Origin of the sequence: Virgibacillus sp. MSJ-26 (assembly GCF_018918075.1) — a bacterium.
Taxonomy (GTDB): Bacteria; Bacillota; Bacilli; order Bacillales; family Amphibacillaceae; genus MSJ-26.
Genome location: NZ_JAHLPW010000004.1, coordinates 66222 through 89754, shown reverse-complemented (window position 1 = coordinate 89754; position 23533 = coordinate 66222). Strand labels below are relative to the sequence as shown.

Genomic DNA, 23533 nt, shown 5'->3' with positions numbered 1-23533 from the left:
TATAATTGATGACTTTATGAGATAATAAAGGAAAGGAGCGGGAAAATATGGAGTTAAGACAAATTATATATTTTATTGAAGTTGCCAAGAGAGAACATGTGACAGATGCGGCTAACGCGCTTCATGTGGCTCAGTCGGCAATTAGCCGTCAGATTTTCAACTTAGAAGCTGAGCTTGGGGTCGATTTATTCATCCGGGAAGGACGTAATGTCAGGTTAACCCCAATAGGTAGAATCTTTTTGGATCATATGGAAGAAGCTATTCAAGTTATTAACCATGCTAAGCAAGTTGTTGAAGAATATACTGATCCGCAAAGAGGAACTGTTCGAGTTGGTTTTCCAAGTAGCTTGGCTTCATATATTTTACCTAATGCCATTTCAGCCTTTCGCGAAGAGTATCCTGATGTTAATTTTAATTTAAATCAAGGGTCTTATCATGACTTAATTGATTCTGTTGTTCGAGGAGATATAAATTTAGCAGTCCTTGGCCCAATTCCGCAAAATAAGAGAAAATTAACAACAAAAATCTTATTTACCGAAAGGCTTATAGCTTTACTTCCTTCAAGTCACCCATTAGCTAGGAGAAGATCATTAACGGTTGGTCAATTGCAGAATGATGCGTTTGTAATGTTCCCAAAAGGGTATGTATTAAGAGATCTTGCTGTTGATGCATGCGCACAGCAAGGGTTTCAGCCTACTGTATCTTTTGAAGGAAGGGATATTGATTCTATTAAAGGACTTGTATCTGCCGGTCTTGGTGTTTCATTGGTTCCTGAAATCACATTATTTGATAGTATCCCTCGGACGACTGTTCGTATACCTATTGTTGATCCTGAAGTCACTCGAACCGTTGGTGTCATCAAAGCAAAGGGGCGAGACTTGCTTCCGACTGAAGAAGTGTTTTATGATTTTCTAGTACAGTTTTTCCGTCGACTCGAGGATTTTCAAAACTAGTAATTAAAAATTTGAAAATGATAGTTACATATGTTAGGCTTAATCTACAATATATAGGAAAAATAATAATGTACACACTATATATAGTGTTTCAAGTGTTGGTAACAAAGCATGTTTTAAAAGGGAATTCAGTGTAATTCTGAAGCTGTCCCCCCAACTGTAAGTGCTAACGAACGGATAAACCACTGTATCATCATGAAAGTTTCATGATACGGGAAGGTTCCTAGTAGGTTTGATGCGCGAGCCAGGAGACCTGCCAGTACTTGTCGATTTCATTTCCGGGGTGAAGGAAACTGAAACGGTAGAAATTTTATTATACATATTTCTGTCGTTTTTTAGCCGTTCACTCTTAACTAGAGGGAACGGTTTTTTAGTTATCCTCCCGAATGGCAATAAGTCACCAAAACGCTGAGGAGGTTTATTAAATGACACAAACAATTACCAGTGATTTGAAAAAGCAAGATGTATTAGGTGAAAAAATTGATCGCGCTGCAGAAGGATTAAAAGTTGATACTCACGAATACAAGGAAAAATGCTTTAGAGCACTATCTAACGTGACGAATCAAAGCCATTTGACAGATATGTTAATTAAAAATGCCATTGAAAATATTGATGAGGCCAGTCCTGATTGGACATTTTTAGCTAGTCGCCTATATTTAGAACAGCTTTATGAGCAGGCAGCAAACAATAGAGGATATTCAGGAGATAAGTATGGAGGTCTGTACCAGCTCATCACGCAATTGACTCACATGGGAATCTATACACCAAAATTACTAGATACATATTCACCCGAAGACATTGAATATTTTTCCGGGAAAATCAAGCCTGAACGAGACTTATTGTTTGATTATCTAGGTCTTTATACTTTTGCGACAAGGTATTTGGCTACAGACCATGAGAAAAACGTCTATGAATTACCACAAGAGCGATGGATGATTATCGCCATGCATTTAATGCAAAATGAAAAATTAGAAAAGCGCCGTGAGTTAACAGTGGAGGCGTATTGGGCATTAAGCAATCTTTATATGACGGTAGCTACGCCAACAATGAATAATGCAGGAAAGACACATGGGCAGCTGTCAAGTTGTTTTATTGACACCGTGGATGATAGTTTGCAATCAATTTATGACAGTAATACAGATATTGCCAAGCTTTCAAAAAATGGAGGCGGCATTGGCGTTTATATGGGGAAAATTCGTGCGCGGGGGAGTGCTATTAAGGGATTCAAGGGTATGTCTAGCGGTGTCGTACCTTGGATTAAACAATTAAACAACACGGCGGTGAGCGTCGATCAGCTCGGAACACGTAAAGGAGCCATTGCAATTTATCTCGATGTATGGCATGCCGATATTGAATCCTTTTTAGATTTAAAACTAAATAATGGAGACGAGCGGATGCGTGCACATGATATTTTCACAGGTGTCACATTACCTGATTATTTCATGGAACAAGTAGAAAAAAGAGGCGAATGGTATTTATTTGATCCACATGAAGTGAGACAAGTCATGGGATTTTCACTTGAAGACTTTTACGACGAAGAAAAAGGAAGTGGAAGCTGGCGTGAAAAATATCAAGCTTGCATTAATGAGGAACAATTAACTAAAAGAAAAGTTCCAGCCATTGAAATCATGAAACGGATTATGAAATCACAGCTTGAATCAGGAACACCGTTTATGTTTTATCGTGATGAGGTTAATCGAAAAAATAACAATTCTCATGAAGGCATGATTTATTGTTCTAATTTATGCACGGAAATCACTCAAAATCAATCACCAACCCAGTTTCTCGAGGAGTATGTGGAGCAGGAAAATACAATTGTAAAAAAGTATCAAACAGGTGATTATGTCGTTTGTAATTTAAGCTCTATTAATTTAGGGAAAGCAGTTCCTGCCGATGTGCTAGAACGTCTCATATCCATACAGGTTCGCATGCTCGATAATGTGATTGATATTAATACACTTCCCATTAAACAAGCCATGTTGACGAATAAAAAATATCGAGCAATCGGACTTGGAACATTTGGGTGGCATCATCTTCTAGCTTTAAAAAATATTGAATGGGAGTCAGAGAAAGCCGTTAACTATACTGACGAACTTTATGAGGAAATAGCTTATTTGACCATTAAAAGCAGTATGGAACTCGCACGTGAAAAAGAGAGTTATCCGAAGTTTAAGGGTAGCAAATGGGCGACAGGTGAGTATTTTAAGGTACGTAATTATGAGGATGAAAAATGGAATAAACTTCAAGAGCAAGTAGGGGATTACGGGATTCGTAACGGTTATTTATTAGCTGTTGCGCCAAATTCATCTACCTCTATGATTGCAGGTTCTACAGCTAGTATTGATCCTATTTTTAAGCCTTTTTACAGTGAAGAAAAAAATGATTTTAGAATTCCGAAAGCAGCACCAGATTTGACACCTGAAACTTATTCAATTTACCGGAGATCCGCTTATATTGTTGATCAGCGTTGGTCTGTTACACAAAATGCGAAAAGACAGCGTCATATTGATCAGAGTATTTCATTTAACATTTATGTACCTAATACAATCCGTGCATCAGTTTTATTGGATTTACATCTTCAAGCTTGGAAGGAAGGGTTGAAGACAACCTACTACGTTAGATCCACGTCCAGTGATATTGAAGAATGTGAGTGGTGTGAAAGTTGAGGGTACTCATTGCTTATTTATCATATAGCGGCAACACTCAAGAGGTGGCCGAGTTAATCAAGGAAGATTGTAGGCATCATAATTTTATAGTAGATATACATCGAATTGGTATTGACGCACCTGTTAAACCGTCTGACTATGATTATATATTTCTTGGCACATTTACTTGGGGAGAAGGAACGACGCCTGATGAGGTGAAAGATTTTATCCTTGAAATCGGTTATAAACCAAATAATATTGCGGTTTTTGGAACAGGAGATACTCAGTTTGGTGGAGATGAGCAATTTTGTTTGGCAGTAGACAAACTCGTTAAGTTTTATAATAGCCCGTGGAGAGGGCTTAAAATTGAACAATCTCCACGAGGGTCACAAGAAAAGTTAATTTTTCAATGGTTAGGAGGCGTATTCAATCATGTCACAAACTTTGCTTGAAAAAGTGAAAACGTTAGAGCCACTGCACCCTAATAAATCAACAGGGGTGTTTGGTGGAAAGTCGAGTGGTATTTTAAACTGGAATGATATTGCCTATCCCCACTGGTATAAGATGTATAAACGCTTAATCGGGAATTACTGGCAAGCGGATGAAGTAAATATGTCTGCTGATGTAAAACAATTTGCCAAGCTTACCCAAGCAGAACAAGATGCTTATTTGAAAATAATTGGTTTACTGTCAACATTGGATGCACCTCAAACCCGTACGGCATTGTTGATTTCATTGTATGCCACAGATCCGTCAGTTCAGTCCATTATGGCGGTTATTGCTCAGCAAGAAGCAGTTCATAATGAAAGTTATTCGTATGTATTATCATCTGTTGTTTCGTTGGATGAACAAAATGAATCATTTCAACTTGGGCGAAAAGATCCAGTGTTACTCAAACGAAATGAGCATATTATGGAAGTATATAATAACTTTGTGGAAGAACCAACGATTGAAAATATCTTAAAAACACTCGTTTATTCAGCATTGCTTGAAGGCATGTTTTTTTACTCAGGATTTGCCTTTTTCTATAATTTAGCGCGTCATAATAAAATGGTTGGCACGTCAACCATGGTAAGTTATATTAACCGTGATGAACTTGAGCATGGTCGATTTATCGCTGAATTGTTCCGTGCTACTTTAGCGGAAAATCCCCAATATAATACGAATGAGTTTGTAGACTGGGTCTATCGTCATTTTAAAAAATCAGTTGAACTGGAAATAGAATGGTCTTCTTATGTACTGGCTGATCTCGAGGGAATTGATCTGGAGGAGATGGCTGGTTACGTTAAATATCGTGCTAATAAAATGCTCCGCATGATGGGTTTAAACGAAATATATCCTCAACATGTAGAAAATCCAATGAAATGGATTCGCGCTTACGTCGATAACTTCGACGGTACGAAAACTGATTTCTTTGAACAAAAATCAAGACAATATACAAAAACGAGTGATTTGAATGGGTTTGATGATTTGTAATTAAATATAAGTTAAATTAGAGAAGTCTCTTACAGGGGCTTCTCTAATGTTTTATCCTCCATTCTCTTTTTTAAAAAAACGAACCAATCCCCACTTAATAAGCAGTCCAATAATTATTCCAATAGGTATCGAGATAATTGATAGCCAGACAGGGCCAACGAGGTATCCGAAAATCCTAAGTACAGGTGAAAAGACAATCCCACCTGTCACAATATAAGCAGAAAACACTAACGGAAGATAGGCAAATGGTTTTTCTCCACCCCCAGCATCTTTATATGCATCCCATATGGCAAAGAAATATAAACACGGGTAAAACATAAACCAAAGGTAGTTCGTTTGATTAATTGCTTCTTGAATATGGCCATGGAAACTTAGCATAATAACCTGGTTGACATTACCTAAAACATTAACTGTAAATTCCAATACAACCAAAAGAATCCCTTTTATATATTTACGATTTAATAGCTGGCCAAACCCTGGAAATGCAATGCTCCATAGAAGCACCTCAAGCATTTTGCTTTTTCTCTCTATTCTTTTTGTCATAGGCTCATCTCTGTGCTAAATTTTTTCTATCAGCTGCAATTGGTGGTTGTTCCATCCAACCATTTTCAATCAATATATTTGCCCCTTCATTAGCATATTTCGCTATTTCAGCCATAAGTCGGGTATATTGAACGCCTAAATCATGTCTTGGACTTGCGGAAATTGCTGTTCCGTATTGTGCGATTCCTGATGCAATTAGAGTTGTAACTAAGTTCATCATGAGTTTATCTGAAAATGGAGCCTCAGTCGAATTTGTTACTTCTGATGTTTTCAGTAGCCCACCAGACAAATAATCCTGATTTAAAATCTCATTAAAAACATCCTTATGTTTTCCTGAAATATCTCGCCCTTTTTCTAGATATTTTCTTACCTCTTTACTTTCAGCTACTTGACTAAAGCCAGTAATTAATGCTTGTCCTATCGCATTTCGTTTCGATGCATATGCCAAATTTGCTATTTCAACTCCTAAAAGTGGCCTTCGGTCACCAAACCAGCCAGTTAAAAAGCTCTCTTTTTCCACAAATTTAATCTTATTGGCCTTTGGAATAGTTGGTACCCACACATAAATACCTTTTTGTTTTACTAGTTCAATGATTTCATTATGAAGTTTTTTTGTTATCTCTAAGTTCTTTGAGTAAAATTCAATAATATCGGGCCTAGCGGCCATTGTTAAAGCAGAAGAGTAAGCAATGAGATTTAAATCACTCATATTGAGTATATATTCTAAATAAAGTTCGTCGGAAAAAAGCTTAGGAGCATTGTAATTTACGTCTTTTTCGGAAAAAGCTTGTGGAACAGGATAATCTTCATACCTGAAGATCTGCTCCATTTGCTCTTTGACGTCTGTTGTAATATCTAAGGTTTTTTCAATAATTTGTTGTATTTCTGGGTCCTTCACATGAACTAAAAAAAAGCTTATACCACACATATCAACAGTGTTCGCTTGATAGACTGTCCAAAGACTTGAAATTTCCGCTGCAGATAATTGCTCATGACTGAAAGTATCTTCTGTCGTCACTTTGTATTCTTCCTCTCTAATTATATAGATAAATGGTTTTAGTCATAATTTCATTTACTAGTAGGTTATCTTTTATTACGTTTTATATTCGTGATTGTTACAGGTTTTGCTATTAAGAATAAAATACTTAAATAATGGGCAAAAGAAGAGAATAATGACTAGTTGTTTTCGGAGGAGGTACTCATGTCTCGACGTCGAATGAAAACACAACGCAGAAAACGTAAAACGAATAATCCAGAAGAGAATTTTTCTAAAATACTTCATAAAGATTTGGAAAAAAATATAATAAATTTAAAAAATATGTTGGATGAGCCAAATGATCTGGTAATTCGGAAGTTCATGGTTGGTGGAACTGATTATAAATGTGCTATTGCCTATATAGATGGATTAGTTAATGAAGATTTGGTATATAACAACATTATGAAAAATGTACAGCTTTTTGCTAATCAAAAACAATTGCCTAATGTGAAAACAGAACTGTTTGACGTTATTTATAAGAGAATAATTTCAACTGTTGATATGGATATAGGATACAATTTTGACGATTTATCGCTTGCTCTATTAAGTGGAGACACTATTTTTTACTTAGATGGCATTGAGCAAGTGTTGATTACAGATACGAAACAATGGGAAGCTCGTGGGATTGAAGAACCCATTTCCGAAACTCTTATTCGTGGTCCGAGAGACGGATTTGTTGAAAATATACAAACAAACTTAGTTCATTTACGTCGTCATATACGGGATCCAAACCTTCGCCTTAAAAAACATTATATTGGAAGACGCTCTAAAAAAACACTCGTTGTGGCTTATATAGATGGTGTTATTAATCCAAAAATAGTAAAAGAGATAAATCGAAGGCTAAAATCAATTGATATGGATGATGCACCAGAATCAGGTTATATTGAACAATGGATTGAAGATAGCTTTTTATCTCCGTTCCCTCAATGTCTCAATACAGAAAGGCCTGATAAGGTGTCAGCATCACTGATGGATGGAAAACTTGCTATTTTTTTGGATGGGACACCGTTTGTTTTAATATTTCCTGCTACATTAGCGAGCGGGTTGCAATCGCCTGAGGACTACTATGAACGTTGGGCCGTAGGAACATTGTTACGTGGACTTCGTTATCTTGCAGCATTTATTTCTATCTTTTTTCCAGCTTTATATGTTGCATTAGTTTCTTATCATCCTGGTATGATTCCACCAAAACTGGCTTTTTCCATTGCAGCGACAAGAGAAGGAGTGCCATTCCCCCCCTTTTTAGAGGCTTTACTAATGGTCATTACAATGGAATTGTTAAGAGAAGCGGGAGCCAGACTGCCTACAACGATTGGACAAACTATTGGTATTGTTGGGGGGCTCGTTATCGGGGAATCAGCCGTTCAAGCAGGAATTGTAAGCCCAATTATGGTTATCGTTATTGCCTTAAATGCCATTGCCTCATTTTCTATTCCAACCTATACTTTATCTATTTCTTTTCGCATACTTCTTTTTGGTTTTTTGTTTGCGGCCGCGGCATTTGGTCTTTTTGGGATTATTCTTTCTTATATTATGGTTAATATCCATATTGTTAATTTAAAAAGTGTTGGTATTCCTTATTCTACACCATTTTCCCCGACCTTCTTAAAGGATTGGAATGATCTTATTTTGCGCAGCCCGATTCCAACACTCTCTAAAAGACCACAATATTTGGAAACTGAAGATGATGAATCAGGTGATTTGAAAGGAGAAAAACAGTGAAACGTTTTGATTATGCTGATGAGTTTATTAGTGAGCGCGAAATTATGATAGCTGTACCTTCCATTGTTATAGGTGTAGGAGCCTTGTCTTTTCCTAAATCTTTAGCTTCAATGACCATAGCAGCTGACGGCTGGTTACCAATTTTGGTCGGTGGGGTGATTGCAGTTCTAATAACATGGTGTATTGCTAAAATGTCAGCAAGTTTTCCAAATCAGTCATTTTTAACCTATGCCTCACGTATAGTTACCAAACCATTGGCACTTGTTTTAACATTTATTTTCTCGATTCTTTCTTTACAAATTGCTATTTATCAAATGCGTCAAATTGCTGACATCTCAAAACAATATATCTTTGACCAAACACCAGTTGAAGTTATAGCCCTTGTTTTTTTGCTTGTTGTTATTTATGCAGTTGCGGGATCCAGAGTGGGGCTATTTCGTTTAAATGCTTTGTTTTTACCAATTATTCTGTTTATCTTATTATTGCTTATTGTATTTAGTTTGAACAAGTTTGAGAAGGAGCATTTATTCCCTATTTTTGAGACTAGTTTTATGGAATATGTGAAAGGGATGGATTCGGTGATTTCTTCTTATACAGGATTCGGGATTTTATGGTTCTATATAGTTCTTGTTAAACAGCCAAAAAAGGCTCCAAAAAGTGCAGCCATTGGTATGTGTGTACCAGTTATCTTATATATATTAATTTTCATAGTTTGTATTGGGGTGTTTGGAAATGAAGTGACACGTAATTTAATTTTTCCGACGGTTGAGTTAGCAAAAAATGCGGAAATTCCAGGTGAATTTTTTGAGCGATTTGATTCAGTTTTTTTTACGATTTGGATCATGGCTATTTTTAATACTGCCACATTAGCATTAGATGTTTCAGTTTTCGCACTAACGTCCATCTTTAAAAAGACACCAAAACATAAAATTTTATTTATATTATCACCAATAGTATATATAGTCGCCATGTTTCCGGAGAATTTCCTCGAAGTATCCACCTATGGCACGTATATTGGTTACACAGTGTTTTTGTATTCCATATTTGTAGTTATTTTATTATATACAGTTGGTAAGTTAAGAGGAGTGAGGTTTAGTGACTAAACGAAACCTTATCCAAATTATCATTTGTTTTCTTTTGCTAGTCTTATCAGCAGGGTGTTGGGACCAAGTTAATATTGAAGAAAACGGCTTTGTTATTGGAACAGCTGTGGATCTTTCTAATAATGATTCCGATGGGAATATAAACATATCATTAACAAATCAAATTGTTTCTCCCGATGAACTGGGAACTCCAACAAATGAAGGTAGTGAAAATCCACCTTTTATTAATTTAACAACTACTGGAGACAGCATATTTGAGATAAACAGAAAGATGTTGAAGGAAATAAGTCGTGTTCCATTTTACGGACATTCGAGGCTTGTGATTGTTTCAGAGAAGCTTGCCCATAATCCTGAACTATTTGCAAGTATGTTAGATGTATTTATACGTGATCAAGAAATGCGTAGAGGCATTAAAATAATTATAGCTGAGGGAGAAGCGAAAAATATACTCGATATTGACCCTAAGCCCGAAAAACTTCCTGTTATGCATATTGATATGATTACTGATAATTCCTATAAATCAATTGAAATAATCGAGCCCGTAACACTCGGTCGACTACATGATTATTTACTCCATAAAAACAGTTACGTACTTCCAAAAATATCGATTAATAATGATGGTATTGACTATAGCGGGGCAGCCGTCTTTGATGGGACAAATGATAAAATGGTTGGAACATTAAATGGTCTTGAGACAAAAGGAATGAATTTAATAAAAGGAGATACGAAAGAAGGGATGATCAAGTTTAAAGTGAATAACCATATCATGGCCTTTGACCTTGAAAGAGCAAAAAAAAGAATAGATATAAAGGTAGAAGATCCAAAAAATATGGAAATTTTTATAACTATCAAGGCAGAGGGTAAACTAGCTGAAATGTATGGGAGTAAAACACTTTCAAATCCTTCTTATATAAAAGAAATGGAGGATAAAATTTCAAAAAAAATAGAGCAACTCGCTGATTTAACGATAGATAAGGCTCAAAAGGAACTTAAACTTGATATTCTTGATATTGATAAAACACTAAAAGAAAAACATTATGGCACTTGGAGAAAGATACACAAGGATTGGGAAAATAAAAAGAATTATTTTTCTAATAGCCGTATTCATGTTTCAGCTGATGTTAAAGTACGAGAAGTAGGATCTACCGATCGCGTTAAGGAAAAGGAACATGAATAGGGTTGTCTAGACTTAAAAGCTTTGGTTTTGCAACATCGATATAATATGATGCTTTGTCTATAGTGCTGAGTAATTAATTCTTAGTGAGTATGACCCGGATTTCAATATAGAGGTTTTGTTTTTATCATTTTGTATTGGAGGGTATGTCATGTGGTGGGAAAAAATTTTAGGTCGATTACCTGAAAAAATGGTTTTAATTTGTACCATTCTAAGTTTCTTAATTCCATATGTTATTTATAAGATTAACGCCAAATTACATAAATTTGGAGATCCGTCTTGGAAACGTGAGGAGGAAGGGAAATCATCGTCTTCTAAATAATGTCTCAACGTTAAACGAGTTAAGGAAATACATGAAGGCTTAGCAGCCAAGAAGAATGCGTCTCCTCTGTGGGAAGTGTAGTGTATTTTCTTAGCGATGGCATACCACATTATATCATTTGTTTTTTGGAACCATATTGTCCTATGCAAATGTTCTGTTTATGTTTAACAGAACATTTGCTGGTCGAGCTTTTATTCTAATTCTCTCATATAAACGGTTTCTCCAGTGGTCGCATTAATCACGTATTCAGAGTCAATTTCTCCATATAAATAATAGGTGTCCTCGTTAGGATGGTACACATAAACTGGCTTGATTGTTATATGGTCCCACAACTTATTAAACGCGTCTTCTGCTGAGACGATTACATTATCCGAACTTGTGTATTCATTAAACATTTCAAGTAAGCCATTATTATCAATATAATTAATGGCTTGAAGAGTTGTTGGGCTAATAATGACACTTATCTTTCGTGAAATCACTTTTGCTGATTTTTGAATTGGTCTAAGTTCGGCTATGAGATAACTGTTTTTTCTATAAATGGTGTGGATAAGCCATTTGCTTGATTCTTTAGGATATTCTCTGCGCATAACATCTTTAGCTTGCTCTATAACTATTTTACTTTCAGCTTCTGTCACAGGTTTTTGATCAGGATGCGTCTCGTTTGCAATGGCTTGTTTTAATGTAACCTCTGTTGACAAATCAATATCTTCTTTTTTATGAAATGGTTCTTCAAGAGGTGACGACCACTCCAAGGGTAAGTTTATAACGCTTTTGTTTAAAAACGGATATTCCAATGTTTGTTCATCTCTATTTCTGACATACAGCTCTGCAATTCCAAGGACAGGCAACCACTTTTCGTCTTTCTCAATAGGTACTTCAAATAACTTTAAGTGTTGCTTGAATAGATGTTCCACTTTTTTAGGTAGTAGGGAGAAAGGTTCCCATACAACTTGATCTTCTGTTGGAAAAAGACCATCGATTGAAAACATCGTCAATTCACCTGAACTATTAAATTTTACTTGAATCGTTCCTAATGGCAAGACGGGAATATGATCGATGGCTGCTGAAAAACGAAATTCTTTTTTATTTTCATAGTTAATCATGAATTGTTTGCCAAATGTTAAGCCCGTAGTCTCTTCCACCCAATCAATCACCTCTGCTTTTTTAGGTGATGGAAATAATTCTTTGGCTTGGGGATGGGACACGTCACCAACGAAAACTAATTGATATAAAGTTTTATTATGAAAATCGATTTCTACCACAACGGTGCCAGTAGGGTTAAGATCTTGCTTATCATTGCCCCTTTCGTTACCTACCATTTCGGTAGGGAACCATTCCATTGATAAAACATATACAGCTTGCTTCGATTCTCCTTTTTCATGGAAGATATTGTATCTTTTCAAGAAATATTGGTCCAGTTTCAATCGTTGCTGAACCTCGCTAACAAGTAATTGAACATGTTGATCCATTTTAAAACCTCGCTTAATCCAATATCAGGTTCAGTATAACAAACGCAGCTATAGTTTGCTGAGCTTAAAAGCTTAGCATTTACAATTGATTTAACCTGTCACAATAAATTTCCAGTTGCATAAGTATTAAACGGAATTGTATGTTCCTCGGTAAGTATTGTTGTTCATTAAAAAAAGCTGCCCCAGAATAGGACAGCTCCGTTTATTGTGAAAAGTAATTAATTAAACCATTCGTAATAGCTTCGGCCGCTCCATTTTGAAATTCAGATGTTTGCATTGTTTGTAACTCATCTGGATTTGTAATGAATCCTAGTTCAATGAGCACAGCTAAATCTCTATTTTCACGTAATACTTTATAATCTCCTTTTCGAATACCACGGTCATATACGGAGTTTAAGTTGGTTAAAGATGATTGGATGTGCTGAGCCAAACGTCTATCTTCTCCGCCCGCGTAATAATAAGTGCTTGTCCCTCTTACGATAGGAACCGGAAAGGCATTATAGTGAATACTTACAAACGCATCTGTTTGATAGGTGTTACTAATAAGAATGCGATCGTCAAGCGAAATATAAGCATCCGAATTTCTTGTCAAAATAACATTGGCACCGGCGTCGCGTAAATGGCTGGCAACCTTATCTGTTGTAGAGTTAATAAGGTCTTTTTCATAAACTCCGTTAAACCCAATTGATCCTGGGTCTTTTCCTCCGTGTCCGGGGTCTAGAACGATATTATAGCCTGATAGTGTTCCATTGACATTTGATTTCTTGGTTGATTCTTCAACTGGTTGTGATCCTTGTTGTTGACTTTTGTTTGTAAAATCAGCAGCAATCCAGCCTTCATTTCCACTGGAAAGTAAAACTTTAACCCAGTTCCCGGATGTTTCTATTAATTGATATGTATCTCCTGATGTTGCTGCTCCAACAACCGAATGTTCTGTTCCAGGTCCTGAACGTACATTGACTCCAGACGCTGTAACTTGAACTTTTTCTTCATTTGAATGAGTCGTACTAGTCGAACTTTCTCCGTTTATGGGACTGAGATATTGGGATGCCACCCACACGACTTCCCCATCATAATAGGTTTGCACCCAACCATGTTGCTCACTGAAGGCTTCTACCCTTTCACCTGGTTGAAGATGTCCAACCACTGCAGCATCATGTGATGGTGCATTTCTAACATTTAGATTTGTTGTACCGACTTCATATGCTTGTTGACTTTCTGCGAAGCTTGCTGTAACAAATGTAAAGAAAAATAAGAGCATAAAACTTAGTAAAAACACTGTATGATGTCTGACTTTCATATGAACCTCCTTTTAACAGTTAGGTAATTACCTTATTTTATTAATAAGTATTAACCTTTTTAATAAGTCATAAACCAATTTTATGCTAAATAAGCATAAACAATTTAAAAGAACTAGTTCAATAGACTTATCACTTAGTAATATCGTCTGTTTTCTTAAAATGTCAATAGTTATTTAGAAAGAGGTGTGAAAATGAAAAAACGCTTGAATTAAGAAATTAATTCAAGCGTTTTTTATTAAGATGCTGACATAATTTAGGCGGTTAACCACCTCCAAATTTCTTTAGGTGTTGCATTTTTTCCGTACATTAATATGCCAACTTTGAAAATCTTGCCTGCAAGTTTCATAAATAGCCAGATACTAATAGCGAGAATGACGAGGGCTATACCAATTTCAAGCCAAGGCCATTCTTCCAACATTACTAAGCGGAGCATCAAGACACCTGGCGTAGAAAAAGGGAAATACGTGCCTACTTTCGCAATGAGGCCACTAGGATTTCCAATGACTGGCGTAATGAAGATAAATGGTAAGAACGGTAACATCATAACAAACCCTTGGAAATTACCTGCTGATCCCATATCGGTCATCGTTGCTCCTAAACCTACGAACAGTGATGCGAATAATAGATAGCCCATGATTGCGATTAAAATAAACAATAAAGTTTGTGGTACCAATAAATAATCTAGGACAGGGAAGTCGAGTTTCCATAAAGCTATTGGAACAGCAAAGCCAAGGATCACTGCCACTTGAATCAAACCAAGTACAAAATAGCCGACAATCTTACCTTGCATTAATTCACCAGGTGTTACTGACGATAAAATAATTTCAGCAATTTTATCTTTCTTTTCGTTTGAAGCACTTTGGAAAATATACATACCTGTTATACTGATGGAAAGCAGGATAAGGCCACCAAAGATACCTGGAACGGCTTGGGATAATCCTGTTGAATGTTCTTCCTTTTTATCAGATGAGCTGGGTTCTTTTAAATCATCAACTGACAATTCATCAAATGATAAAGGTGCAGTGACAACGGCTAGTTCTTCATCTGAGAGACCCAGTTTCTTAGCTTGCCATAATTTAATTGGCCCTTCTAAGAATTGAACCTCATTCATAAAATTAACAGGGATATCCTCGGACGTAAAAATCGGGATTTTATCTTGATTTATCGCCTCTTCAGTTAAGAAGAGATAAGCCGTATCTTCACTTGATGCAAGTACATGTTCAAGTGATGCTTTATCTAAATCTGTTTGATGAATTTGCCAATTTAAGTCATGTGTTTTAACTGTTTCTCCAATCTCATCAAACAATTTAACTTGGTCATTAACATAAACATCCGTTCTTTCTGTAGTCGTATTGTCTTCTGAACCAGACATGAAAGAACTGATAAGCATAAATACTAGTATAATGAGTGGTGTCATAAATAATCCGATAATATATGATTTGTTTTTTAGATTTCGTTTCATTTCCCATTTCGCTACTTTGATTGAGTTACGCATGGACTTCACCACCTTTTAATAGTTGCTTATCAGCGGCAATATCAATAAATATTTCATGCAAGGAAATGCGGTTTAAAGACATTTCTTGGATGGATAGCTTATCAGGTACTTGCTTCAGCCATTGTGTTGGTTGGATATCCTTTTCTAAGTAAAGAATTGAAGTTGCATCGGTTTGTTCGATACGTTGAACCCCTGGTATGACATCCAAGTCTGATAATTGATTTTGTCCTCGAATGGTACATTTAAAATTGGCATATTCCATCTTTACGTCATCAAGTGAACCGTAAATGACCTTTTGACCATCTTGCATCATGAATAGTCGATCACAGATTTCTTCAACTAAATTCATTTGATGTGATGATAGAAGGATGGCAGTTCCTTGATTGGCAAGTTCACGGATTTCATCTTTAAAGACATCTTGACTAACTGGGTCAAGGCCTGAAAATGGTTCGTCAAGTATTAAAAGGTCTGGTTCGTGAATAATGGATGAAATAAATTGAACTTTCTGACTCATACCTTTGGAAAGCTCCTCGATTGCAACATTTTCTTTCCCTTCTAAATCAAATTTTTTTAAATAATGGAGCGCTCGCTCTTTTGCCTTTTTCATTGGATAATCTTTTAGTTCAGCTAAGTAAAGGAGGATGTCCATGACTTTAACATTTTGATAAAGTCCTCGTTCTTCAGGCAGGTACCCTATTTTATGGCGAGGTATTTCTGAGTGATTTTCAAAATTAATTTCTCCGTGATCGGGATAGATAATGCCCATAATACTCCGTATAGTTGTTGATTTTCCAGCACCATTTGGACCTAAAATAGCCATGATTTCTCCTTTACAAACATCGAAAGAAATGGATTTAAGTACTTTCTTATCCTTAAAAGATTTACCTAAATGAGATACAGATAAAATTTTCTCCATAAATATATCCTCAACCTTTCAATTTTTAAGGTTATATCACTTAATGATATAGCGTGAATGAAGTATATCATTAAGTGATATAACAAGCAACATTTAATTTGAAAGATTCTCTTAGAAGTATGTGGGTAATCTGAGTTGACGATGCCTAATCAAATTTTAGAATGACAGTCACATTTCTGACAAAACTTTGTTGCGATTATGTGAAATGATGAGCAAATAAAACTTCCTTAGTGTTAAAAATGTTATTCTATAAATGTAAAAGATATCTTTTAATTAATTACTTATGTGAAATGTTTAACATTAATATTCAAGGAGATGAGAAGAATGATTATGAATTTCATCCGGAATAATAAAGTTTTTGCAGGTGTGTTAGCATTTATAAGAATATATATTGGTTATGCATGGATTACAGCTGGAATAGGCAAACTTGGTAGTGGATTTGATGCGAGTGGATTTATTCAAGGAGCGATTGCAAGCGCTGAAGGAGCAGATCCAGCTGTTCAAGGTTGGTGGGCAACATTTCTTGAAGCAGTTGCGCTACCTAATGCAGGACTTTTCAGCTTTATGGTTTGTTGGGGCGAAGTGTTAGTGGGAATTGCACTTATACTTGGTATATTTACTAACTTTGCAGCACTTATGGGTATTACAATGAACTTCGCATTTCTTTTTAGTGGCACAGTCAGCACGAACGCTCAAATGGTTTTACTTACAGTCTTCTTAATCGTTGCTGGATTTAACGCTGGAAGATATGGTCTTGATCGTTGGGTTATTCCATTTTTAAAAGAACAAATTAGTACAATGAAACATAATAAACATAAAAAAGAAGATGATTTGGTAACAGCCTAAGTATTAAATAACTTCTGAACCGGCTCTTTTGAAAGAGTCGGTTTTTTTGTAGTTAAGGAAACTATAACACTAAAACTCCTGTGGATAACTTTATACTGAAAATTGGCCCGTCCAGCTTCAGCGCCCACCCCGCCTGAGGTCTTAAGCAATAATCCTACGTGGCAAAGATCGCCACTGAGGTTTTTTGCTTAAGCTGTGCCTGAGACTAACTGGGCGCCCCGAGCTTTTGTTCTAGAGTTATAATAACTTGTAATAGGTTTAACTTGTGCCTGTTATGTAAATAAATAGAGTAAGAAAAACTTTGGAGGGTTGAATTTTGAAAAAGACAAATTGGGTACTTACTCTATCTTTTTTTGTTTTATTCCTATTTTTAAGCGCCTGCGGAAGTACGAATGATGGGGCAGGAGACGATGATGACGTGGAATCAGGAAATGAAACAGATACAATGGAACAAGAGAATAGGTCAGTTGAACCGATTGATGTAACACTTAAAAATAGTGATGGTGATAATGTGGGAACAGCGGAGTTAGAAGGAGTTGATGAAGGTGTTAAGATGACGCTTGATGCAACACATTTACCACCGGGAACACATGCCATTCACTTTCATGAAACAGGATCATGTGAAGCGCCAGACTTTAAATCGGCGGGCGATCATTTTAATCCAACGGAAGCTGAACATGGACTGGAAAATACAGAGGGACCTCATGCTGGTGATTTGCCAAATATCGAAGTTGCCGAGGATGGCACTGTAAAAGACGAAATAGTCGCTGATATGGTGACGCTAGAAAAGGGAGAAGATAATTCTTTACTTGATGGGGACGGGACTGCCCTAGTGATTCATGCTGATGAAGATGATAATAAATCACAACCTGCTGGAGATGCTGGCGATCGCATTGTTTGTGGTGAAATTGCAGAATAAGGAAATGCCTGGTCACTAATGATCAGGTGTTTTTTTGTCTAAGTTGAAAGAACTAAAGAGATTTCCTATCCCTCTATACGTTGTCAACCGGGAATTTGCGCTTTTGTTTTTGCAATAAAGTATGGTAGCATGATGATATTCTTAAAAGAAATAGGTGTCAGGAATGTCAGTGTTTATCTTTATATTAATTATATTATTTGCTTCCGTCTTGCAAACTAGTACGGGTTTTGGATTTTCAATTATGGCAACACCTTTTTTATTACTTCTTTTTGACCCGCGTGAAGCGATTCAGCTTAATTTGATTCTGTCACTGTTTATTTCGAGTATGTTAATAGTCAATATTAGAAGAGATGTCAATTGGGGAGTTTTTAAGCGTTTTGTCATAGGTGGGCTTTTCGGTCTTCCGCTTGGAATAACCATTTTCCTATTACTTGATATGACACTGCTCAAACTAGGGGTAAGTTTGCTGATTATAAGTTTGACCATTTTATTGATTACGAATTGGCGTACGAACCAGACAATCCAGCGAGATTTTTTAGTGGGAGGACTGTCTGGCTTATTAACGACGAGTATTGGTATGCCAGGACCACCTCTATTACTCTACTTTTCAGGAACCAATACTAAAAAAGCGACTTTGCGAGCAACAACACTCGCCTTTTACTTGTTTATCTATTTAGCAAGTCTCATGTTTCAAGTGTTATTTGCTGGCACATCGACTGAGATATGGTTATCAAGTTTAAAAGCCTTGCCGATTGTCTTGGTTGGTTTAATGGTCGGACAATTGTTGTATAAGCGAATTAGTCAGAAAATGTTTCAGATTTTAACATATATCTTATTATTTATATCGGGTGGTTATTTACTTTTTGAACAGTTTTAACAAATAGATGAATACAACTAATATCAACTGTCGCATCAATAGAATAAGAAAATGGTGAACGGGGTTAAGCTTATAGTGACGGGCGCATAGATCGAAGCGACGACGCATAGCCGAGGGCGAAGACATTCATTACTATGAAGCAAAAAACTATAGTGCGTATCGATTTAGCTGTATAATATACTTCGAGTACCGAAAGGAAAGGTGATTGGATGGAAGAACAAGCGGCAAAAAAGGTAGAACGGGACGATAAAATTTGGACGAAGGATTTCGTTCTTATTTTTATGGCTAATTTTTTTGTGTTTCTCGGTTTTCAAATGACCTTACCAACCATCCCTTTGTTTGTTAAGGAGCTCGGTGGAAACGATCAATTAATAGGTATAGTTGTGGGAATTTTTACTTTTTCCGCTTTACTTCTACGTCCATACGCGGGTCACGCCCTTGAGTCGAGAGGACGAGGTTTTGTTTATTTGACTGGTTTATCGATATTTGTCGTATCTATTGGGGCATATGCATTTATAGGAAGCATTATTCTCTTATTTGTTATTCGTTTTGTCCAAGGTGCAGGTTGGGGATTTTCAACGACAGCGGGAGGAACGATTGCTACAGACTTAATTCCACCGAAACGACGTGGGGAAGGGATGGGCTATTTTGGCTTGTCTGGAAATATGGCACTCGCTTTTGGTCCTGCACTTGGCCTAAGTCTTGCTGGAGTTATCTCTTTCTCCAAACTTTTCTTGATTTGTGCAGGACTGGGTCTGATTGCCTTTTTATTAGCCTCTCAAATCAAATATCGTAAGGTAGAAAAGTTGCCGGACAAAACAACTACAGTCAAATTTGATATTTTTGAAAAGACAGCTCTTCAACCTTCCATGTTATTATTTTTTATTACAGTAACATTTGGTGGGATTGCCACATATTTACCCTTATATGCGATAGAAAAAAATATTCATGGTATTGAATTTTACTTTTTAGTCTATGCTATATTTTTAATTATCTCACGAACATTTGCCGGCAGGATATATGATCTGCGAGGGCATATCTATGTTTTTTTACCAGGAGCTCTGCTGATATTCATTGCAATGATTTTATTATCCTGGCTTCCTAATATGGGGGTTATGTTAATTGCTGCTGCTTTATATGGACTGGGATTCGGTAGTGTCCAACCAGCATTACAAGCGTGGTCTGTGGAAAAAGCACCGAGTAACCGAAAAGGTATGGCTAATGCGACCTTTTTCTCCTTTTTCGATTTAGGAATCGGTGTTGGTGCTATGACTTTCGGGCAGTTAGCATTTTTATTTGGTTACGGTTCAATCTATGCCACAGCAGCGGGTTCAGTCTTTTTATCGATGCTGCTATATATTTACTTATTATTCCGTACCCGTAGAAGACAAATTTAATTTTGAATAGATGTCTGTCCTTAATAAAAGTATTTCAATGAAACAATTAAAAAGTCATTGGTTTAAAAATGTGGGTAATTCGTTTACAATAGGAGTATTGATATTTTAAAAGGCAGGTTAATAATACGTTGAAAAACTTGAGTGAAGTGAATATCCAAAATTTATTTCCAGCTCACATCTCCAGGAGAGGGTTGGACTATTATAAACGTAACCGAGTCAATGATCTTTTGTACGATATAAATCATCAAGTTTGGACAGCTATGGTACAAGGGACAGAAGCCTATTTTGTTGAATTAGACATGAAACACTTTGAGTCGGGTTCAATTGGAATGTACTGCGATTGTCCCGCCTTTCATACGTATGAAACATGTAAACATATTGCAGCTACTTTATATGCAATTAAAGATAAAGAAGCTCAAGGAACTAATCAACCACTACCTCATAAACTTAACTACCGTGCAGCCAATCACTTTATCAATACAATCAGTGCCATCAAGCAAGGAGAGTCAGTTGTTGAACTCTTATCAGAAAAAGATCCACTTCATATCGAATATTATTGTAAGTGGTCATACGATAATAAATTGCTGATAGAATTAAAAGCAGGTGTCAATCGATGCTATGTCGTTAGGGATGCTGAAGAATTTTTGGAAAGTGTCCTGGAAGATAATGATTACTTTTTCACTAAAAACTTTACCTTCTCACCAGAGAATCATTATATATCCAAACAAGACCTAGCTATATTCGAGTTGCTTTATTCAGTGTTCCGTAACGAAGAGGTTTATCAAGGATATACCTTTTATCCGCAACGGAAAAATGCTAATGAGCGTCGGTTTATTGTTATTCCACCTATCATTGTTCGCGACTTACTTGAAAGATTGGTTGATCGCGATTTTACTGTCGAAGCAGAAAAGAGGACTTACGCGAAACCTCTCCTAGCTGAAGGTAGCTCACCGTTCACATTTGAGATATTATTAGATCAAGAAAATGATCTGATGTTAAAAGTAAATGGTGCCGATGATGTCGTCTATTTTGAACTTTATCAATTGCTTTTTCATGATGGGATGTTTTATTTCCCGGGAAAAGAACAAATCCCCATTTTAGAACAAATGGTTTTGCTCAAAAATCATCAAGAATTACCAGTCGAAAAGAGTCAGGCTGATACATTTATATCTGACGTGCTTCCTTCATTGAAGGAAGTGGGCGAAGTGGCGATTGATCAACAAGTAGAATCAAAGATAATTGATGTTCCACTTCAAGCAAAATTATATTTGGAGATAAAAGAGGACTATTTAATAGGTGATTTGACGTATCACTATGGTACTGAAAAAATCAGCCCATTTAATGGTCGTATACAGCATGATCATTTAATTAGCCGTGATACGGATAAAGAACGACAAATCATGGGTTTAATTGAGTATGCCAATTTTCACTATAACGGAAAAGAACTTTATATTCAGGCTGATGACGAAACGCTTTACCATTTTATATACGACATTTTGCCTTTGTTGGATAAATATGTTGATTTATATTTAACTTCTGAGATTCAAAATCTGATTGTCGAGCGCGACCTTACCCCAAGTACGAATGTTCAAGTTGAGTCGTCATCAAATTTACTAGAGATAGGTTTTGATATTGAAGGAGTCAACAAGGATGAAGTGACGGATATTATCAACGCTGTTATTGAAAGAAAAAGATATTATCGACTAAATAGTGGAGAAATATTGTCGCTTGAAAATGACGAATTCACTTCAATTCAGCAAATGTTAGATGACCTTGAAGTTGATAAATTAGATGTTCAAGAGGGCAATATTCAGATGCCAGTTTATCGTGGTACACAGATTGATGAACTTATTGATACAAAGAAGAAGTACGATCCTTCTTTTGAAAAACTCTTAAATCAATTGAAATCACCCGAGGCTCAGCACTATAACATTCCAAAAAATTTGAACGCTTCATTAAGAAGTTATCAAGAGACGGGATTCCAATGGTTTAAATCACTGAGCCATTATCATCTTGGGGGCATTTTAGCTGACGATATGGGACTCGGAAAAACGCTACAAAGTATCGCTTATATTTTATCTGAACCAAGTGATATGCCACATTTAATCATCGTTCCATCTTCTGTGGTATATAACTGGAAAAATGAATGTGAAAAGTTTGCGCCTGATTTAAGCGTGGAAATTATACGAGGGACGCCACTTGAAAGGGAGCAGAAAATTAAAGAATCGAGCGAGGTCGACGTTTGGATAACATCCTATGCTACATTAAGGCAAGACATTGAGCATTATGTGGACGTTAATTTTCAAACAATGATTTTAGATGAAGCCCAGTTTATAAAAAACTATGCTACAAAAACATCAAAAGCAATCCGCCGAGTCAAGGCAAGTCGTCGCTTTGCTCTTAGTGGTACACCAATTGAAAATTCTATCGATGAATTATGGGCGATTTTCCAAGTTGTTTTACCTGGTTTAATGCCGAGTCAAAAGAAATTCAAACAATTATCTCATGAAAAAATAGCGTCGATAACAAAGCCGTTTATTCTTAGACGTCTAAAGCAGGACGTTTTAACCGAATTACCAGATAAAATAGAATCTGTTTATGTATCTGAGCTGACGAAAGACCAAAAAGATCTTTATGTCGGTTACTTGCAAAAACTTCAACACGAAGCGACGGAATCTATTCATACAAGTGGTTTCAATCAAAATCGAATGAAAATTCTCGCCGGATTGACACGCTTACGGCAATTATGTTGTCATCCAGCATTATTTATTGAAAACTATGCCGGTAAATCTGGAAAACTGGAACAACTCATGGAAACCATTGAACAAACCCGTGAAAACGGCGGGCGTATGTTAATCTTTTCCCAGTTTACGAGTATGCATGAAATAATTCAAAGAAAGCTTGAAGCTGAGGGAATCGATAGCTTTTACCTACATGGTCAAACCCCTTCTGAAGAGCGAGTGAAAATGAGTGAGCGCTTTAATAATGGTGAAAAAGACGTCTTTCTTATATCATTAAAAGCTGGCGGAACAGGCCTAAATCTTACGGGAGCTGACACTGTCATTTTATATGACTTATGGTGGAATCCAGCAGTTGAAGACCAGGCAACAGGGAGAGCCCATCGCTTTGGACAAAAAAATGTGGTTCAAGTCATTCGAATGATTACAGAAGGAACGATTGAAGAAAAAATTTATGAATTGCAGCAGAGGAAACGGGAACTCATTGACCAAGTCATCCAACCTGGTGAGACAATGCTGTCGAGTTTAAGTGAAGAAGATGTTCGTGAATTACTAAATATTTAACAACCTTTAATAACACCGCCGGCTGGAAACATAGACG

At 36.4% G+C, this 23533-nt stretch carries 19 protein-coding genes and 1 riboswitch; of the genes, 13 read left to right on the top strand and 6 right to left on the bottom strand.

Annotation, left to right across the window (positions count from 1 at the left end):
- The first annotated feature begins 47 nt into the window (after positions 1-47).
- The 4 genes from gltC to KQI49_RS04305 all read left to right on the top strand — a co-directional run bounded on the left by gltC (position 48) and on the right by KQI49_RS04305 (position 5074).
- Positions 48-953 carry a glutamate biosynthesis transcriptional regulator GltC gene (gltC, locus tag KQI49_RS04320; protein ID WP_216487132.1) on the top strand — a complete coding sequence of 302 codons (906 nt, stop codon included), beginning with the start codon at positions 48-50 and terminating at the stop codon, positions 951-953.
- A gap of 82 nt (positions 954-1035) precedes the next feature.
- Positions 1036-1228, top strand: a riboswitch (cobalamin riboswitch).
- Positions 1229-1378: 150 nt separating this feature from the next.
- Complete coding sequence (locus tag KQI49_RS04315) at positions 1379-3619, top strand: ribonucleoside-diphosphate reductase subunit alpha (RefSeq protein WP_216487131.1); 2241 nt, start codon at positions 1379-1381, stop codon at positions 3617-3619.
- Complete coding sequence (locus KQI49_RS04310) at positions 3616-4050, top strand: flavodoxin (protein ID WP_216487130.1); 435 nt, start codon at positions 3616-3618, stop codon at positions 4048-4050. The genes KQI49_RS04315 and KQI49_RS04310 overlap by 4 nt, the downstream gene beginning before the upstream one ends.
- The gene (locus KQI49_RS04305; RefSeq protein ID WP_216487129.1) at positions 4031-5074 is read left to right on the top strand and encodes a ribonucleotide-diphosphate reductase subunit beta; all 1044 of its coding nucleotides are present in this window, start codon (positions 4031-4033) and stop codon (positions 5072-5074) included. Before KQI49_RS04310 ends, KQI49_RS04305 begins: the two co-directional genes overlap by 20 nt.
- A 51-nt stretch (positions 5075-5125) precedes the next feature.
- Here KQI49_RS04305 and KQI49_RS04300 read toward each other — a convergent pair whose 3' ends face one another.
- Complete coding sequence (locus KQI49_RS04300) at positions 5126-5617, bottom strand: hypothetical protein (RefSeq protein WP_253286669.1); 492 nt, start codon at positions 5615-5617, stop codon at positions 5126-5128.
- A 4-nt stretch (positions 5618-5621) separates the two neighbouring features.
- Complete coding sequence (locus KQI49_RS18730; RefSeq protein WP_216487128.1) at positions 5622-6635, bottom strand: DUF3231 family protein; 1014 nt, start codon at positions 6633-6635, stop codon at positions 5622-5624.
- A gap of 183 nt (positions 6636-6818) precedes the next feature.
- Here KQI49_RS18730 and KQI49_RS04290 point away from each other — a divergent pair, with 183 nt between their 5' ends.
- The 4 genes from KQI49_RS04290 to KQI49_RS04275 all read left to right on the top strand — a co-directional run bounded on the left by KQI49_RS04290 (position 6819) and on the right by KQI49_RS04275 (position 10974).
- Complete coding sequence (locus KQI49_RS04290; protein ID WP_216487127.1) at positions 6819-8375, top strand: spore germination protein; 1557 nt, start codon at positions 6819-6821, stop codon at positions 8373-8375.
- A complete protein-coding gene (locus tag KQI49_RS04285; RefSeq protein ID WP_216487126.1) occupies positions 8372-9478 on the top strand; it encodes a GerAB/ArcD/ProY family transporter in 1107 nt (368 codons plus the stop codon). Before KQI49_RS04290 ends, KQI49_RS04285 begins: the two co-directional genes overlap by 4 nt.
- Positions 9471-10655, top strand: a complete 1185-nt coding sequence (locus KQI49_RS04280) for a Ger(x)C family spore germination protein (RefSeq protein WP_216487125.1) — start codon at positions 9471-9473, stop codon at positions 10653-10655. The genes KQI49_RS04285 and KQI49_RS04280 overlap by 8 nt, the downstream gene beginning before the upstream one ends.
- 148 nt (positions 10656-10803) lie before the next feature.
- Positions 10804-10974, top strand: a complete 171-nt coding sequence (locus KQI49_RS04275; RefSeq protein WP_216487124.1) for a hypothetical protein — start codon at positions 10804-10806, stop codon at positions 10972-10974.
- A gap of 191 nt (positions 10975-11165) precedes the next feature.
- Here the strand turns inward: KQI49_RS04275 and KQI49_RS04270 are convergent, their stop codons facing one another.
- From KQI49_RS04270 to KQI49_RS04255, 4 genes are all read right to left on the bottom strand, one after another.
- Complete coding sequence (locus tag KQI49_RS04270; RefSeq protein WP_216487123.1) at positions 11166-12443, bottom strand: hypothetical protein; 1278 nt, start codon at positions 12441-12443, stop codon at positions 11166-11168.
- A gap of 202 nt (positions 12444-12645) precedes the next feature.
- On the bottom strand, positions 12646-13743 hold the full coding sequence (locus KQI49_RS04265) for an N-acetylmuramoyl-L-alanine amidase family protein (protein WP_216487122.1): 1098 nt from the start codon (positions 13741-13743) through the stop codon (positions 12646-12648).
- Positions 13744-13997: 254 nt separating this feature from the next.
- A complete protein-coding gene (locus tag KQI49_RS04260) occupies positions 13998-15239 on the bottom strand; it encodes an ABC transporter permease (protein WP_216487121.1) in 1242 nt (413 codons plus the stop codon).
- Positions 15232-16155 (bottom strand): ABC transporter ATP-binding protein, encoded by a 924-nt coding sequence (locus KQI49_RS04255; RefSeq protein WP_216487120.1) that lies wholly within the window; start codon positions 16153-16155, stop codon positions 15232-15234. Before KQI49_RS04255 ends, KQI49_RS04260 begins: the two co-directional genes overlap by 8 nt.
- Positions 16156-16479: 324 nt before the next feature.
- On the opposite strand from KQI49_RS04255, the gene KQI49_RS04250 reads away from it, so the two are divergent.
- The 5 genes from KQI49_RS04250 to KQI49_RS04230 all read left to right on the top strand — a co-directional run bounded on the left by KQI49_RS04250 (position 16480) and on the right by KQI49_RS04230 (position 23496).
- Positions 16480-17001: a DoxX family protein gene (locus KQI49_RS04250; protein ID WP_216487119.1), complete on the top strand. Its 522-nt coding sequence runs from the start codon at positions 16480-16482 to the stop codon at positions 16999-17001.
- A 316-nt stretch (positions 17002-17317) separates the two neighbouring features.
- A complete protein-coding gene (locus tag KQI49_RS04245) occupies positions 17318-17920 on the top strand; it encodes a superoxide dismutase family protein (protein WP_253286668.1) in 603 nt (200 codons plus the stop codon).
- 163 nt (positions 17921-18083) lie between these two features.
- Positions 18084-18797, top strand: coding sequence for a sulfite exporter TauE/SafE family protein (locus KQI49_RS04240; protein WP_216487118.1), 714 nt, complete (start codon positions 18084-18086; stop codon positions 18795-18797).
- Positions 18798-19006: 209 nt separating this feature from the next.
- The gene (locus KQI49_RS04235) at positions 19007-20194 is read left to right on the top strand and encodes an MFS transporter (protein WP_216487117.1); all 1188 of its coding nucleotides are present in this window, start codon (positions 19007-19009) and stop codon (positions 20192-20194) included.
- A 128-nt stretch (positions 20195-20322) separates the two neighbouring features.
- A complete protein-coding gene (locus tag KQI49_RS04230; protein ID WP_216487116.1) occupies positions 20323-23496 on the top strand; it encodes a DEAD/DEAH box helicase in 3174 nt (1057 codons plus the stop codon).
- Positions 23497-23533: the final 37 nt, after the last annotated feature.